The organism is Arthrobacter sp. 01T419 (assembly GCF_056398865.1).
The window spans coordinates 22,004-38,022 of the sequence record NZ_JBFTQF010000010.1 but is presented as its reverse complement, the minus strand read 5'-3'; the positions used below and the strand labels follow the sequence as shown (position 1 = coordinate 38,022).

The 16,019-nt window shown below is 61.7% G+C and carries 11 protein-coding genes and 1 pseudogene; 9 read left to right on the top strand and 3 right to left on the bottom strand.

Annotated elements, in window-relative coordinates:
• Nucleotides 1-155: 155 nt before the first annotated feature.
• On the top strand, nt 156-1,328 hold the full coding sequence (locus tag AC1DLO_RS15230; protein ID WP_476890609.1) for a serine hydrolase domain-containing protein: 1,173 nt from the start codon (nt 156-158) through the stop codon (nt 1,326-1,328).
• A gap of 256 nt (nt 1,329-1,584) precedes the next feature.
• On the opposite strand, the gene AC1DLO_RS15225 is transcribed toward AC1DLO_RS15230, so the two are convergent.
• Nucleotides 1,585-1,914, bottom strand: a complete 330-nt coding sequence (locus tag AC1DLO_RS15225; protein ID WP_476890608.1) for a type II toxin-antitoxin system Phd/YefM family antitoxin — start codon at nt 1,912-1,914, stop codon at nt 1,585-1,587.
• A gap of 658 nt (nt 1,915-2,572) precedes the next feature.
• Here AC1DLO_RS15225 and AC1DLO_RS15220 point away from each other — a divergent pair.
• Together AC1DLO_RS15220 and AC1DLO_RS15215 are read left to right on the top strand one after the other, a co-directional pair.
• Complete coding sequence (locus tag AC1DLO_RS15220; RefSeq protein WP_476890607.1) at nt 2,573-2,806, top strand: hypothetical protein; 234 nt, start codon at nt 2,573-2,575, stop codon at nt 2,804-2,806.
• Between the two features lie 241 nt (nt 2,807-3,047).
• The gene (locus AC1DLO_RS15215) at nt 3,048-5,873 is read left to right on the top strand and encodes an NACHT domain-containing protein (RefSeq protein ID WP_476890606.1); all 2,826 of its coding nucleotides are present in this window, start codon (nt 3,048-3,050) and stop codon (nt 5,871-5,873) included.
• 70 nt (nt 5,874-5,943) lie between these two features.
• Here the strand turns inward: AC1DLO_RS15215 and AC1DLO_RS15210 are convergent, their stop codons facing one another.
• Together AC1DLO_RS15210 and AC1DLO_RS15205 are read right to left on the bottom strand one after the other, a co-directional pair.
• Nucleotides 5,944-6,282, bottom strand: a complete 339-nt coding sequence (locus AC1DLO_RS15210; protein ID WP_476890677.1) for a hypothetical protein — start codon at nt 6,280-6,282, stop codon at nt 5,944-5,946.
• Between the two features lie 296 nt (nt 6,283-6,578).
• Nucleotides 6,579-6,956 (bottom strand): annotated as a pseudogene (locus AC1DLO_RS15205) (NYN domain-containing protein); the annotation flags it as partial.
• Between the two features lie 491 nt (nt 6,957-7,447).
• Here AC1DLO_RS15205 and AC1DLO_RS15200 point away from each other — a divergent pair.
• The 6 genes from AC1DLO_RS15200 to AC1DLO_RS15175 all read left to right on the top strand — a co-directional run bounded on the left by AC1DLO_RS15200 (nt 7,448) and on the right by AC1DLO_RS15175 (nt 16,006).
• Entirely contained in the window at nt 7,448-8,593 is a 1,146-nt protein-coding gene (locus tag AC1DLO_RS15200) for a GGDEF domain-containing protein (protein WP_476890605.1), read from the top strand.
• 283 nt (nt 8,594-8,876) lie between these two features.
• Nucleotides 8,877-9,032 carry a hypothetical protein gene (locus AC1DLO_RS15195; protein WP_476890676.1) on the top strand — a complete coding sequence of 52 codons (156 nt, stop codon included), beginning with the start codon at nt 8,877-8,879 and terminating at the stop codon, nt 9,030-9,032.
• Nucleotides 8,981-9,553, top strand: a complete 573-nt coding sequence (locus AC1DLO_RS15190; RefSeq protein ID WP_476890669.1) for an ABC transporter permease — start codon at nt 8,981-8,983, stop codon at nt 9,551-9,553. The genes AC1DLO_RS15195 and AC1DLO_RS15190 overlap by 52 nt, the downstream gene beginning before the upstream one ends.
• Nucleotides 9,554-9,912: 359 nt before the next feature.
• Nucleotides 9,913-11,463, top strand: coding sequence for a type I restriction-modification system subunit M (locus AC1DLO_RS15185; protein ID WP_476890604.1), 1,551 nt, complete (start codon nt 9,913-9,915; stop codon nt 11,461-11,463).
• Nucleotides 11,460-12,686: a restriction endonuclease subunit S gene (locus AC1DLO_RS15180; protein WP_476890603.1), complete on the top strand. Its 1,227-nt coding sequence runs from the start codon at nt 11,460-11,462 to the stop codon at nt 12,684-12,686. The genes AC1DLO_RS15185 and AC1DLO_RS15180 overlap by 4 nt, the downstream gene beginning before the upstream one ends.
• Nucleotides 12,686-16,006 (top strand): type I restriction endonuclease subunit R, encoded by a 3,321-nt coding sequence (locus tag AC1DLO_RS15175; RefSeq protein WP_476890602.1) that lies wholly within the window; start codon nt 12,686-12,688, stop codon nt 16,004-16,006. Before AC1DLO_RS15180 ends, AC1DLO_RS15175 begins: the two co-directional genes overlap by 1 nt.
• Nucleotides 16,007-16,019: the final 13 nt, after the last annotated feature.

Genomic DNA, 16,019 nt, shown 5'->3' with positions numbered 1-16,019 from the left:
ATTCATCCGTATGTGAGTAGCGGGCGGGTTCCCCTGCGTGAGCGCGAGCCTTAGCATCGAAGTGCTGGAAAGACGGTGCCGACTCGAGTCTGGCCGGGCGTTGGCGCCGAGCACGGCCGAGTCCGATGTCACCGCGACCTGATCGGCGGCTTCCCATGAGCTCCAAGAACTTCGCCCTGAGGAGCGCGGCCCTCGCCGTTGTCCTCGCTCTCTCGGCCTGCACCTACACCGCCCCCGACAGAACAACGTCACCGACCGCCCCAGCCGCTACGGACTCGCTGGATCGTCAGGCGAAGCTGTTTATGGACCAGGGCGCCGTGTCCGCTGTGGTGCAGGTACGCTGGCCCGGCGGGGAGTGGTCCAAAGCGTACGGCGTCCGCGACCTCGACACCAAGGCCCCTGCACAGCCCACCGACCTGGCGGAAGTCGCGAGCATTACCAAGACGATGACCGCGGTCACCGTCCTCAAACTCGTCGATGACGGCCTCATCGGCCTCGACGACCCTGTGAACGACATCGTCCCCGGGTTCAAGACGCTGCTCCACCCGCCCGGGCCGATCACCGTTAGGCAACTGCTCGGCCACACGTCCGGGGTGCCCGAGTTCACGGACGTGCTCTACGAGAACGTGGACATCCGAGCGTCCATAGGCCAACTGCTGGTTACGCCCGAGACTGCGCTCCGAGTGGCGGGTACCCAGCCGTGGGATCTCTTCTCTGTGGGTAGCTTCAGCTACTCGAACACGGGCTATATGGCCTTGGGCCTCTTGGTCGAGGCACTCCGCCACAAGCCGTTCCCTCAGGTGCTCCGCGAGGAGGTTATCGACCCGCTCGGGCTCAAGGACACCACCACCGGACGGCTGAACCTCCATGAGGCACGGCTCCTGCACGGGTACATCGCGCTCCGTGGGGAGCGGCTGGACGTAACGGACAACTCGGACACAGCCGCCTCTCCGCATGCGGGCGTCACCTCGACCATGGCGGACGTGAACACGTTCTACGCCGCCCTCTTCCAAGGCAGACTCGTCTCGGCAAAGAGTCTGGCCGAGATGAAGAAGAAGCCAAGTCTGGCGCCCTACGCGCTCGGCGTCTGGACCACGCAGGGCGGATGCATGGGCGGGACCCGGTTCGAGGGGCGCGGCAGATTTTGGACATACTTGACCGTCGCGGTAACCTCCGAGGACGGGAAGTACGTGGCCTCCATGACCGTGGTGCCACCAGTGATCCCTTCCGACATCGAAGACCCCTCGACACAGGCCAAGCGCGATCTGTATATGGGCCAGATGGAATCCACCCTTAATGAAACGCTGGATCGCCTCTGCCAACACTGAAAAGCAGGTCGGGCGTCCATCCTGTCGAGGTGCCGCAAACACGTCCTAGCGGTAGGCGTCGCGGCGATGCGCGATCGAGACGATCTCGATCAGCACGATGTCCTCCACGATCCGGGAGATGACGCGCTACTCCCCCCGCATGGCCGAATACAAGGGGAACAACGGCTCCTGCAACTGCTTGCCCACACGTTGAGGGTTCTCACTCAGGGCGCCTCTTATGAACTCAAATGCCGCAGCCGCGACCTTCTCCGGCAGGTCATGGGTTAGGGCCCGTTTCGCCGACTTGGAAAATCTGACCTCGTAACGAGGGCTCATGCTTGGTCGTGCGCATGTCCGCCTTGACCTCGTCGATGGTGAAGGTTTCTCCGTCGGCCAGCTCCCTCAGTCCCTTGCCAATATCCTTGACGAGTTTCGCGTCGGACAAAACCGCTACCGTTTCGACCAAGGCGTCGTAATCGTCGGCGCCCAGGAGGACCGCGGCACGGGAACCGTTCCGGGTGATTTCGAATCGTTCATGCGTGGACGATGCCTGCTCCACGATCCGTGAGAAGTGCGCTCGAGCGTCTGCCACTGGAAGCGTTGTCATGTACATAATTCTAGCGCAATTGGCCAGGATCTAGGCCTGATCCGAATCGGTCGAATAGCCCGTGGCACTGGCCTTCCACTCGCTGCAGGAGCAACCGGCCGGCGAAGCAAGATCCTCATTCGCCAGGTCCGGCCGCCACCGGCCCCAAATGCCGTGCACCCCAGCGCCCGGTGAATATGGGTGCAGTGCGCTCTCCATATCCGACGGGATAACCCCATATCCAGAAATTTGGATATGCGGTTATAGGAAGTTATGACGCTCCGTCCCGATTGCTCTTATGGGTCGAGGTAGAATCCCGGTCGGAGGCGCGCAGACGGCCTCCGCCGCACGCGAGGGGGACGCCACATTGGCCAGGAGATTCAGCCGCAGACCGACCAGCACGATGACGTAGAGCGGCTCGATGTGCGGCCAACGCGGACAGCAGAGACATGCCGGTCCTTACCAGCCACAACACGATGAGATCACGGCATTGGCGATTCTGGTTGGGGCTTTTCGAGTTGTGCGCGGGATTGCTCACCGGTCTGGTCACCGTCACGAGCGCCGCGACGGGTATCGGACACTTACGGGATATGGCGGGTTCAGGGGTTGAACCCCGGCAGAGTGGATCGCCTACGTCTTCGCCGTTACCTTGGGCTTCGGCGCGGTATCCATCGCGCGCATGGTGATCGGGATCTGGAACCTCGCCACCCTCAAAAGAACAGCCCGATCGCCACTGATCGCCGCCATTGCGGTCTCCGCGGCGTCAATCGTGCTGACAACGGTCTTCATCGACGGGCCCCTGTTCGATCCGGTGAAGATCGTATGGACCGCCCTCTTCGCGGTAGTCAGCCTCTGGACTGTCGGCATCCTTCGACTCAAGAAACTCCCAGCTGGAATCTTCGTCGGTCAGTGAGGGACAGCCCCCGTCCGGGCAGGGTGACAAACTGAAGAGCCCACGGACCTTGAGTACCTCCCCGCACTGTGATGGTTGGTCGGTCGTGGCGATACTGAGCTGTCCGCGTAAGGGATCCTGGTGGCGTGCCAATGAAGGATCAGGCCGAGACACACTTAGACTTGGTTCGGTTTCCGTTCAAGGAACCGAGAGTGCCGTTGCCGCCGACAACCATTGTTCCGGTGCGAGCGAAGGGGGAGCCATGGCGGACGACTATCCGCTCGAGAGTCTGAGCGACCGCGCCTTCGAACAGCTATCCGTTGCCCTGTCATTGCAGGTTCTCGGACCCGGCGTCGAGGCCTTCGGAGCCGGCCCGGACGGAGGACGAGAAGCAACATACACCGGACCCGTGAACTGGTCGGCGACCACCGGCATGGGGTCCGACTCCTGGAATGGCTATGTTGTAATACAGGCCAAGCAAAAGGAATTCTCCGACGCCGATCCCCACAAAAACGCTGTCTGGCTTAGAGGACAGATCAAGGATGAACTGGACCGGTGGGAACACCCGGAAAGTCGACGGGGCAGGATCCCGGAGTACTTGGTGTTTGTCACCAATGTTCGACTGTCGAGCGTTGCCGGCTCTGGCGGCATTGACAAGCTTGACGCGTTCATGTCGGAGCGAAAAGCGGAGACTCTCGCTAAAAAGGGCTTCAAAGGGTGGAAGATCTGGCACCGGGACCAGCTCAACGGTCTCCTGACAATCAACGACTCCATCCGGCACGCATTTCCTGCCATGCTGACTGTCGGTGACGTGTTGAACCGACTGAACAGCCTCTCGACGAGACTTCCCCGTTCCGAAGAGCTGAGAGAGATCCTTGTCGACCACGCCAGGTCCTCGCTGAGCGGAGAGCGATGGGTAAACTTCTCCGAAGCCGGAGGAGACAGTCGAGACTCGGTGGAGAACGTCATTATCGATCTGCCCGCGCAGATGCAAGATGGCGCCAATGGTTTCGCGCTCCGCACTCTGCTGCAGCAGGGCGAGCATGTCCTGAGGGCATCAATGCAAGAGACCCACCGCCCACGTCACATAGTTCTGACCGGAGCGCCTGGAAACGGCAAAAGCACCCTCAGCAAATTCCTCATACAAACGTACCGGTCCGCGTTCGTCGAACTCGACCCGGTCTTACCGTCAATCCGTGAAGTCATCGGCGGAACCCACTCAGCACACCGACGCTTAAAGCTCGATGCTCCCAAAAACAAGCGCTGGCCGGTGAAGATCAATCTGGCCGAATACGCTGACACCATTGGACCGAACGGGGACAAACCGCTTATTCGCTGGATCAGTGAAGTCGTCACCAAGCGCTCATCGTTCAACATCGAACCGGCCATGCTCAACAGCTGGCTCCGGGTCTGGCCTTGGGCACTCGTGCTGGACGGTCTGGACGAAGTCACATCGCCCGAAGTGCGACGCAAGGTTCTCGACGAAATCGAGCATTTTGTTGAATACGCTGACTCCCTCGACGCTGACGTGCTGATCGTTGTAACAACCCGGCCTACCGGGTACACCGAGCGCGTCTCTCCCCGCGATTTCGTGCAGCTTGATTTGGGTTATTTGGAGCCGTCAAAAGCAGTTGAGTACGGAAGTGTTGTCATCAACCGTCGCCTCGCGTCCGACCATGAACGCTTGGACACCGCACTTTCGCAGTTCAAGAAGGCTGCCCGCGACCCGAATGCCGAGCGTCTTCTCAAGACACCTCTCCAGGTTCTGATCCTTACTTTCATCCTTGAACGCCTCGGTGCCCTTCCTGCCGATCGTTATCATCTTTTCTGGCGCTACTACGAAACGATCTACGATCGCGAAGCAGCCAAACCCACCTCTCTCAGGTCCCTCCTTGCCCATCACCGTGGTGACATCACAGAGCTACATGAACGCGTCGGCATCCTACTGCAAATGCATGCAGAGACACTGGGCCAGGCAAGGTCCAGGATGCCGCTCTCCGTGCTCCGTACCCTGGCGACGGAGCGGATGATTGAAGTCGGACACGACCCCAACACCGAGGCTAAGAAGATTGCACAGCGCATCGTCGACGCGGCAACTCACAGGTTGGTGCTGCTAGTCCCTAGCGAAGAAAACACTGTGAGTTTCGAGGTGCGCAGCCTCCAGGAAATGATGGCCGCCCGCGCGATCAGCTCGGGATCGGACGACGATGTCAAACATCGGTTGATGGTCACGGCACCAAGCCCACACTGGCGCAATACGTGGGTCTTCGTTGCCGGCAAGCTATTCACGGATGGGAGTGACCACCAAAGGGACCTGCTCACCAGCATCGTCTCAGCGGTTGACGAAAACAGCGCGCTTCCGAGCTGGCTGTGCCCGGTTGCACCTGAACTTGCCGCCGACATTCTTGACGACGGGTTGGCGGCTAGCAAGCCGAAATGGCAGAAGCGGTTTGTCGATGTCAGCCTTAAGACCTTCCAAGGATGGATTCCTCGGGACACACGCGGTCTGGCGGTGGGGCTTGCCGCGGCGGCGGAGGAGCAGAACCTTCGCATTCACATTCGGGGCGCGATCAAAGCGGCTCTGGCCGGCGCTCCCAAAAACCGCGCCGTCGCCTGCATCGTTCTGGACGACAGCCGCCTCGGTGGGGCGGCCCCGATACTTCCAAGCTCCAGCGAAAAGTATCGTGCGATGTGGACTGGTGTCCCGCCTGAAGAACCTGCCGCCACGATTGGCCTTGGAACCCTGCTGTCTGCGGGCGATCCCACCGAGCTCAGCCCCGCGTCAACAGTGTTGGTCCGGGAATGCCTAGACGAGCTCGACCGAGTGAAGCTCGTCGAAACCGTAAACTTGGGCCTTTGGCCGAAGCTCCCCGACGCCAGCGAAACTTTCCCCAAAACCCTCGCTACCTTCCAGAATGAGGAAGCGGCGACAGCCATGGAGCTTCTATGTGATCAACTCGAACCAGAACAATGGATGGCACAAGCTTTACTGGCACGCATCATGTGGCCCTCCCTGACCCGCCAACCGGTCGGGTCCCGCATCCAGCTGAACTTCAGCAACCCCTGGCCGGAGACACGGCAGGCATAAGATCTGCCCAATAAGGCAGCTTGGTCGAACGCCGCGTGACTGCACCATCCCGAGCGAAGTCGAAACCCCGTTAAATCAGCACTTCATTCAGATTAGTGCGTCCAGCTTTCCCCAGAACGCCAGGCCGCAAGGCTTTGCGGACTCCTTGCAGGTCGGTCTTGTATTCGCCGATCCGCTGGGCGCAGTCTTTCAGCAGTACCCGGTCGATCTCCACGGGAAGGATGGGCCTGTCGGCGAGCAGTTCGTTCAGTTCACCCTGAGACACGGATCCGTACCAGTTGGCTGCGACGCTTTCGCCGATTTCCTGGGCGACGTCCATGGGGCTGTCTTCGGGGACGAAGGCAGCGCCGGCTCCCCCCGGAGCTGTAGACCAGGTGCGCCTCTGCTGGATGTGCGTGGTGGGGAGCATGGTGAAGCGGACGCGTTGCGGGGCCCGGCTTTGCCACCGATGCAGCCGGCTTCGGAACGGGGCTCGGCAGCGGATGTCCTGCGTGGGCAGGGGGCGAGGGAAACGGCCTCGGGGCTTCTTGCACGATCTTCGTGAAGCCCTCGTCGATCAGTTCGGCCGGAAGCGTGATCATGCTTGTCCACCCGCAGGCCCAGGTGCTCCGCAACTGACATCACCCCGAGACGGTGCGCCGAGTCCGCGACACCTACCAGAACAACCTTCATGCCCAGGTCCTGGGCTTTTTCAACGGCTTCGGCCAGGTCGTCATCGCCGGATACCAGATAGGCAACCGATGCTGCACGGTTGCGGGCCACCCCGACCAGGTCCAGACCCAGTTTCAGGTCAACGCCCTTCTGTTCGCCGTTGAACGAGATTCTTCCGAGCCGGACCTTCACGCCAGGCAGCAGGCCGATCTGCTTGTGCTGATCGGTGAACAACGCGTCCTTGGACGCGTCATACCAATACGTACGCAACACATCAAGCCCGGAATGCTCCTCCGTGCACTTCATAATGCCCTGGATAAGCTTCTCGAAGTCGACGCGGAAAGCTGACCGGAGGGAGGTCCCCGCAACCTGTGTGCCGCCTACAGCCAGAAGGAAACCTGCATCGACGAAAATTGCGCGTTGGGAGACCATGGCCCCGACCCTACCGGCTGACAAAACCGATACCCCATGGGGAGGCAGCCTGTCGTAGGACGAGTGTGCTGCCAGTGGCAAGACTCCTCCTTACGGTTACAGTGCGGGTTCCCGCCGAATCGTGACGCGAAAATCCCAAGAATTTTTGCAGGGTGACTGCATGCCTGGGGGTGAGGCCGTTTAGCCGCTGGTACACATCAAGGCTTCAGGATGGATTTCGGGGACACGACGGTCATCGATTACCTTCCCCTCGATCTCCGGGCCGGCGAACCTTCGGGTTCCCTGGCAGCAACGGCTCGGGCGTAGCGATTCCGGTACGTATACGAAAGAAACCAACGACTGTGACCTTTGTGCCCGTTCCTGGATTCTCTGGCGCCAAGGGGATTGTGGCCGGGTGCGGTTCCTTCGTCGGGAGTGGAGGAAATATATGCGTTTCCTAGGGCACCGTCCACGGCGGATGGCTTACTCTGATGCGATCTGGGAGGAACGTCATGGTGCTCGATGTCTCAAGTCTGAAGATCACACTCGGGGTCGTCGCGCTGACCTTGAGCGTGCTGTTTTTCGGGTCGTACCGCCGGACTGGTTCCTCGTACAGCGGTTGGTGGTGCCTTACCCTGGGGTTGTTGATGGCCGGGAACCTCGCCTATCTACTGACTGGGACATCCCAACAGGTCTGGGCCGACCCGCTCGGGAATGCCCTGCTTGTCGCCGGTGCTTTCAGTGTCTGGGCCGGTTCGCGTTCCCTGCGCCTGCTCACGACATCCCGGTGGCTGCTGCTGGCCGGCCCCGCGGTCACCGCCATCGCTTCCGCAATCGAGAACCCGGCCTCAGATGCCTGGGCCGGCGGGCTGGTGTACCTGGCCATGATGGCCGCCGGCATGGGTCTCGCGGCCCGGGAACTGGCGCTCCTAAAGCCAGCGGATTCCCAGTCCCGCCACCCGCTGGCGCTGTCCGCGGGATTCCTGGCCGTCTATTACCTTGCCCGCGCCTGTGTCTACATTCTGGAGGGGCCCGACGGGCCCGTATTCACCACCTATTTCAGCTCGGCGTTCACGAGCATGCTTACCATCGTGCTTCTGGTGGTGGCGTCCTTCAGCATGACCGCGCTCAGCAACGAACAGCTCATCAACGGTCTCAACGACCGTGCCAGCCGTGACGGACTGACCGGCCTGCTCAACCGTACAACCTTCGAGGAGCAGGCCGAGCTGGAAGTCCGGCGGCTGCACGCAGCCGGTTCGGTCGCCGCTGTGATCCTCGCCGATCTGGACAACTTCAAAGCCGTCAACGACGCCCACGGCCACGCCGCCGGGGACGCCGCGATCCAGGCCTTCGCCGCAGCCTGCCGCGCCTCGATCCGCCACATGGACCTCGCCGGCCGTTACGGCGGTGAAGAATTCATCTTCCTGCTCCCGGGAGCCAGCGAAGAAAGCGCCGAAATGACCGCCGAAACCATCAACCTCCATCTGGCCTCCACACGATCCCCCGAGGGACTCCAGTTCCCCACCGTGAGCTACGGCATCGCCACCAGCACAAACACCGCCGACCTCACCGCGATGATCGCCGCCGCTGACAGCGCGCTCTACGAAGCGAAAAACCTCGGGCGGAACCGCATCGTCACCGCACGCCCCGGAACGTAGTTGACCCACCCGGGAGACCCGGACGGCACACGATTCCAGGCCCCGAATGCACCGCAAGAATCAATTACTACCGCGACCAGGATCGCGTCCCCTGAGCTGAGCGCCGCCGTCGGCCGGAACGTCACCTCAACACCGAAACGTTCCGCAACGGGCAGGTCTCCGGCGGACTCGGCACGGCCATCCCGCCGCTGACGTTCCTGCTTGTCTTCTACGTCAGCCTCATCCTGCTCTCCAGCCAGATGCTCAACAGCACACTGGAGGAGAAGGAAACCGGGTCACCGAGATGATCCTTACCACGCTGAACCCGACGACCCTTATCGTCGGGAAAATCATCTCGCTGTTCCTCGTTGGGCTCGTCCAGATCGGGGTGTTCCTCACCCCGATCATATCGGCTACGCCTTCTTCCGGGACCGGCTGGCGCTTCCCGACGTCGACCTAAGCTCCCTGGTCTTCGAACCCGGGCCGCTGATCACCGGGGCCCTGCTCCTGCTGGGCGGATTCACCCTGTTCACGGCTGTCCTCGTCGCCATCGGCGCGGTCATGCCCACCGCCAAGGAGGCCGGGGTCATCTTCGGCCCGCTCATGGCCCTGATCTTCGTCCCGTTCTACGCGATCAGCATGATCCTCAGCGACCCGCACTCCCCCGCCGTCCAGGCATTCACCTACTTCCCGCTCTCGGCCCCGGTGACCGCCATGCTCCGCAAGGCTTCGGAACGCTCAGCACCCCCGAAGCAATCATCGTCATCGCTGAACTCCTCATCCTCGGCATCCTGGTCCTGCGCCTGGCGGTCCACCTCTTCCGTTACGGATCCATCCAGTACTCCAGCAAACTCTCCATCACCAAAACCCTCCGCCACCGCCCGCCGGAACTCGCCGGAAAATAGGCTGAAAATCCGGAAAGGGGACTACTCCAGCGACACGGCAGCTAGCCCCTTCTGCTTCGGGGCCTGTTGCGCGTGAATTTCCCTCGACGCGTATTCCCGCCCGTTGCCCTTTGGGTCGACTGGCCACTCCGGCCACTGCCCCCGAAGTTCCGCGGGTCCGGGGGTAGCATCGGCCACGGCGACAACCGGTTCAATGGACACTGTGGATGGCTCCCTTTGGAGACCACGGCTACTACAAGGAACCTGCGGGTTTCATGGCGTCACACTCGCCGCCTATGCCTGGCGCGCGCCCATCGCGCGCGCGAAGCCTGCGCACAGTCGTGCGACGACCTCCTTCCGTCGCACAGGGCGGAAGGAAGTCGAACGGTAATCAGGTTACGCGCGACCCACCGTGAACGTGCCCTCGGTGTCGTCCTTTGCCGATACTCTCTAGCTGTGAAAACTTCCGATCTCGCCCGAGTGCGGGCCACGCTCTGGGCTGCCGCCGATGAACTGCGAGCCAACTCGAAACTCACCCCGGGCCAGTACCGCGACCCGGTGCTCGGGTTGGTGTTCCTCGCCTACGCCGAGAATCGATTTGAGGCTGTCCGTGGCGAGGTCGAGGCGAAGGCCAGCGCTCGGAACCCTGCAACGATCGCGGACTACAAGGCGAAGTCCGTGCTCTATGTCCCCAACAAGGCACGGCTGTCGAGTCTTGTTGACCTGCCTGAAGGCGATGACGTCGGCAAGGCCACCGACGAGGCGATCAAAGCCATCGAGAAGGACAACCCCGAACTCAAGGACATCCTGCCCCGCGGATACCAGAAGCTGGAACGGTCGACTCTGATTGAACTGCTGCGGCTCTTTGCACCGCTGCCCACCCAGCTCGAGGGCGACGCTTTCGGCTTCATCTACGAGGATTTCCTCTCCAACTTCGCATCGCAAGAAGGCAAGGGCGGCGGAGAGTACTTCACGCCCTACTCCATCGTCCGCCTCCTAGTCGAGATCCTGGAACCGTTCCAAGGTCGGGTCTTCGACCCGGCCTGCGGGTCGGGCGGCATGTTCGTCCAGTGCGCGAAGTTCGTTGAGCGGCACAACGAGAAGGCCGCCCGCAAACTCTCGGTCTTCGGAGCGGAAAAGACCGAGGACACAGTTCCGCTGGCCAAGATGAACCTTGCCCTCCACGGGCTCTCGGGCGACATCCGCCAGGCCAACAGCTACTACGAGGACCCCCATGGCGCGGTCGGCGCCTTCGACTACGTGATGGCCAACCCGCCGTTCAACGTCGACAAGATCAAGAAAGAACAGCTCGCCGGCGACAAGCGATTCCCGTTCGGCCTACCGAAGGCCGACAATGGCAACTTCCTGTGGATCCAGCAGTTCTACGCGGCGCTCACCCCGAAGGGCCGTGCCGGCTTCGTCATGGCGAACTCGGCCGGCGACGCGGGCCACTCGGAGAAAGAGGTTCGAACGCAGCTGATCGAGTCCGGTGCCGTCGACGTTATGATCGCCATCAGCTCCAACTTCTTCTACACCGTCACACTGCCCGTGACGCTTTGGTTCCTCGACAAGGCCAAAGTCGGTACGCCGCGCGAAGACACCGTGCTTTTCCTCGACGCCCGGCACATCTACAACCAGATCGACCGTGCCCACCGCGACTTCAAGCCCGAGCAGATAGAGTTCCTGGCCAACATTGTGCGGCTCTACCGCGGCGAGGAAGTCGAGTCCAATGACCGCAGCGAATCCCTGCTCAACGAGCACTTTCCCGAGGGGAAGTACGTCGACGTCGGTGGTCTCTGCAAGGTCGCAACTCGTGCCGAGATCGAGGGGAAAGGCTGGAGTCTCAACCCCGGTCGGTACACCGGTACCACAGCGGTCGACGAGAGCGACGTCGACTTCATGGGCCATCTCGAAGCGTTGTACGAGGACTTCACGATGCTGAGCGACAAGGCTGAGGCCCTGCGCGCAAAGGTCGATGTGGCCGTTAAAGGGATCCTCGAGGCATGAGCGAATGGCGCGTTGTCCCGCTGGGGGATGTGTGCGAGCTTAAGCGTGGCTATGACCTGCCCAACGGCTCGCGTAGGGATGGTCGGATTCCCGTTGTCTCTTCGTCCGGGACGACAGGATGGCATGACGAGGCGAAGGTGACTGCCCCCGGCGTCGTGACCGGCCGATATGGCACGCTCGGTCAGGTCTTCTACATAGCGGAGGACTTCTGGCCGCTGAATACTGCTCTGTACGTCCGTGACTTCAAGGGGAATGAACCTCGATTCGTTGCTGCCCTGCTGCGATCGATGAATCTGGCGCAGTACGACGGCGCGGCAGCCGTTCCTGGTTTGAACCGCAACCACGTACATACAGTGCCCGTCCGGGTGCCGGCGGTGCGGACGCAGGGAGAGATCGCTGACGTGGTCCAAGCCTTCGACGACCTGATCGAGAACAACCGACGGCGGGTCGAGGTGCTGGACGAGATGGCGCGGGCCATCTACCGCGAGTGGTTCGTGAAGTTCCGCTACCCCGGCCACGAAGGCATCCCTCTCGTCGACTCCGCCCTTGGCCCGCTCCCTCTGAACTGGGAGCTCGGCACCGTCGCTTCCGTTGCGCTGGGCCAGCGAAACGCGATCGCTGGCGGTCCCTTTGGGTCCAAGCTCGGTCGCAAGGATTACCAGCCATGCGGGGTGCCGGTGCTTCGCGGAAATAATCTCCGAGTTCACGGCGGCTTCGACGAGTCCGACTTTGTGTTTGTCTCTGAGGAGAAGGCGGCTGAACTTCGATCGGCTTGGGCCAAGCGGGGCGACATAGTAATTACCCAACGAGGTACGCTCGGACAGGTCGGGAGGATTCCGTCGGACTCGAAATTCGACTTGTACGTGCTATCACAGAGTCAAATGAAGGTCACGGTCGACGAGGAGCGGGCTGATCCGACGTTCATATACATGCAGTTGTGTTCCCCGGAAACAACTCAGCGGTTTGTCGCACAGGCGATCAGAACGGGGGTGCCCCACGTGAACCTTGGACTATTGCGCGAGTTCTCGGTAGTTGTTCCACCGCTTGGCCTTCAACTCAGGTTCTCCGCGGCGACTGCGCCGCTGCTTGAGTTTGCTGTCAGCTTGGAGCGCGAACGGGCCCGGCTATCGCAAATCCGGGACTTGCTGCTCCCGAAGCTGGTCACAGGGCAGATCGACGTGTCAACCCTCGATTTGGATGCGTTGCCGGAACTGGTCGCGTGATGGCTCCCACGGGTCCGGAGTACTTCTACGTCGAGAAGCCGAGCATCGAGTTGCTGGAGCGCCTTGGCTGGACACCTGTGGATGCCTTCCATGAGGTGCTCGGAGCCCAGGGAACCCTTGGCCGTGATTCCCAGCACGATGTCGTGCTCACGTACAGGCTGCGGTTCGCGATGCGGAAGCTCAACTCCGAAAACGTGCCCGACACTTCGATCAACGAGGCCATCGAGGTGCTCACCAAAGACCGCTCCGCCATGGACCGGGTGCGTGCCAACCGCGAGGTCCACAACCTGCTGCGTGACGGCTACCAAGCCGAGTGGACCGACGACAGCGGTGACAAGCAGATCGAGACGCTCCGCTACCTCGATCTGCGGAACCCCTTGAACAACGACCTCTTGGCTGCGCGGCAGCTCTGGGTCAAGGGCAACCTCCACAGCCGCCGCCTTGATCTTGCGTTGTTCGTTAACGGTGTCCCGTTGGTGCTGATGGAGTTCAAGGAGCCCAACGAGCCGGTTAAGTCCGCGTACGACGAAAATCTGACCGACTATCGCGACACCATCCAGCAACTCTTCATTCCGAACTGTTTCGTGCTGTTGTCCAACGGCAGCGTCGCCAAGGTCGGCTCGACGTACTCACCGTGGGAGTTTTTCAGCGATTGGATGGTCATAGACGCCCTCGGGGCCCGTGGCGCGATCGCCTTGGAGACAGCCCTGCGGGGCACATGTGACCCAGCAGTGCTGCTCGACCTGGTCGAGAACTTCGTCGCTTACATGGAGCGCCCCGGTGGACTGATTAAGGTCTTGGCGCGTTCGCACCAGTACCTCGGGGTTAATGCAGCCATTGAGAACCTTCACCAGGCGCGCACGGAGCAGGACAAACGCCTCGGTGTCTTCTGGCACACCCAGGGCTCAGGCAAGTCGCTGTCGATGTTGTGGTTCACGCAAAAAGTGCTGCGCCAGATGCCTGGCAGGTGGACGTTCGTAATGGTCACGGACCGCACCGAACTCGACACCCAGCTGCATGGAGAGTTTGCCGACGCCGGGGCGATCTCGCCCGAGGCGCGGGTGCATGCGGAGTCCGTCGCGCACCTGCGCGAACTTCTGGCTGCAGATCACCGGTACGTGTTCACCCTGATTCACAAGTTCCAGCCGTCCAAGGGCCTGGGGGAGCGGCAGATGCCGGTCCTATCAAGCCGTTCCGATGTCATCGTCATTACCGATGAGGCGCACCGAAGCCAGTACGACACGCTGGCCCTCAACATGCGCACGGCGTTGCCTAACGCCTCGATGATGGGCTTCACCGGCACCCCGCTGATCGCCGGGGAGGAGCAGGCGACTCGCGAGCAGTTCGGTGACTACGTCAGCATCTACAATTTCCGCGATGCCATGGAGGACGGTGCGACTGTCCCGCTCTACTACGAGAACCGCATCCCGGAGCTCCAACTTGTCAACGAGAACTTCTCGGACGAACTTGACGCGCTCCTTGAAGAAGCCGAGCTTGACGAGGACGCAGAGGGCCAGTTGGCTCGCGCCTTTGGTACGCAGTACACGCTCCTGACGCGTCCCGAGCGTCTGAAGGCCATCGCCAAGGATCTCGTGACTCACTTCGTGGGCCGCGGCTTCACCGGTAAGGCGATGTATGTCGGGCTCGACAAAGCCGCGGCAGTGCGGATGTACAACTTCGTCAAGGAAGCTTGGGCTGAACATCTGGACGAGTTACGGACAAAGCATGGTGCGCTCCCTGAGTTGGAGCGACCCTGGCTCGCATCGCGGATCGAACTGATGGAAACCACCGACATGGCGGTGGTGGTGTCGCAGAGTCAGAACGAACTCAAGATGCTCGACGACCTCGGACTCGACATCCGGCCACACCGCGTGCGAATGAATCGTGAGGATCTTGCCGAGAAGTTCAAGGACTCGGCGGACCCGCTGCGCTTGGTATTCGTCTGCGCGATGTGGATGACCGGTTTCGACGCGCCCAGCGTTTCGACCGTCTATCTCGACCGGCCCATGAAGAACCACACGCTGATGCAGACCATCGCCCGCGCCAACCGCGTCTTCCCAGAGAAGGACAACGGCCTGATCGTCGACTACGTCGGAGTCTTCCGGAATCTCGAGAAGGCCCTCTCTATCTATGGAGCCGCAGAGGCCGGCCAGTCGCCCATCGAGATCATCGACGCGCTCTCGAGCGAGCTGGATGCCGCGGTGGCCGAGTTGTTCCAGTTCTGCTCCGGCGTCGGGGTCGATCTCGCCGCGATGCGTGACGCGGAAGGGTTCGATCACATCGCCCAGCGCGACGCCGCAGTCGAGGCGCTGCTGGTGGACGAAGACACCCGGACTGACTTCCAGCAGACGGCCCGCCAGGTACGCAAGCTCTTCAAGGCCCTCCTCCCGGATCCCAAGGCAGCCGCCCAACAGCGCAACGTCGCCGCGATCCGGGTCCTCGCCGAATGCATCGCAGATGTCACGCGACCGCCTGGGGCCGACCTCGGAGTCGTCGCCGATGCGGTCGACGCCTTGCTCGACCGATCGGTCGGTGCGGAGGAGTACGTCATCCGGGCGGTTGCGGAGGGGACCAAGCCCGATCCGTTGATCGACCTGTCCTTGATTGACTTTGAGGGATTGGCAGCCAAGTTCGCGGGTCGCAAGCGAGCCGAGACGGACAGGCTGGCCCAACTTCTCCGCGAACGGGCCATCGGAGCAGCGACCCGAAACCCGACCCGGTACGAACTTGTCGAGCGGATCGAACAGCTGATCTCGGAGTACAACGCCGGAAGCGTGAACATCGACGAGTACCTCCGACGGCTGATCGAACTGTCTCAGACCCTCACCGAGGAGGAAGAACGGTCGGCACGAGAAGGCATGACCGAGGAGGGGCTCGCAATCTTCGATCTGCTGACCCAGCCCGATCCCGTGCTGACCCACGACGAGCGTGACACCGTGAAGGCCAGCGCCAAGAAGCTCCTGGAACATCTCCACGACAAGCTCGTTCAAGACTGGCGTCGCAAGGTCGACGTGATCAACGACGTTGACAGCACAATTCGCCGGGTCCTGGACCAAGGACTGCCCGAGACGCCCTACACACCTAACATCTTCACATCGAAGGTGCAGCTCGTGTTCGACCACGTCCTGGCCGCTTACGGCGACGATGGCAAGAGCGCCTACACCGCGACGGACGGTTTCCGCTCCCCCGCGCAGAGCCCTGAGTACGCCGGACCGTTAGACGTGAACAAGATCGCTGACGATGTCGTCGCACGCATCCACGACGACCCCGCGTTTGCCGCTCATATTGCGGCGCAGCTGGGCGTCACGGACGTTCGGTGATCCGCTGGTGCCC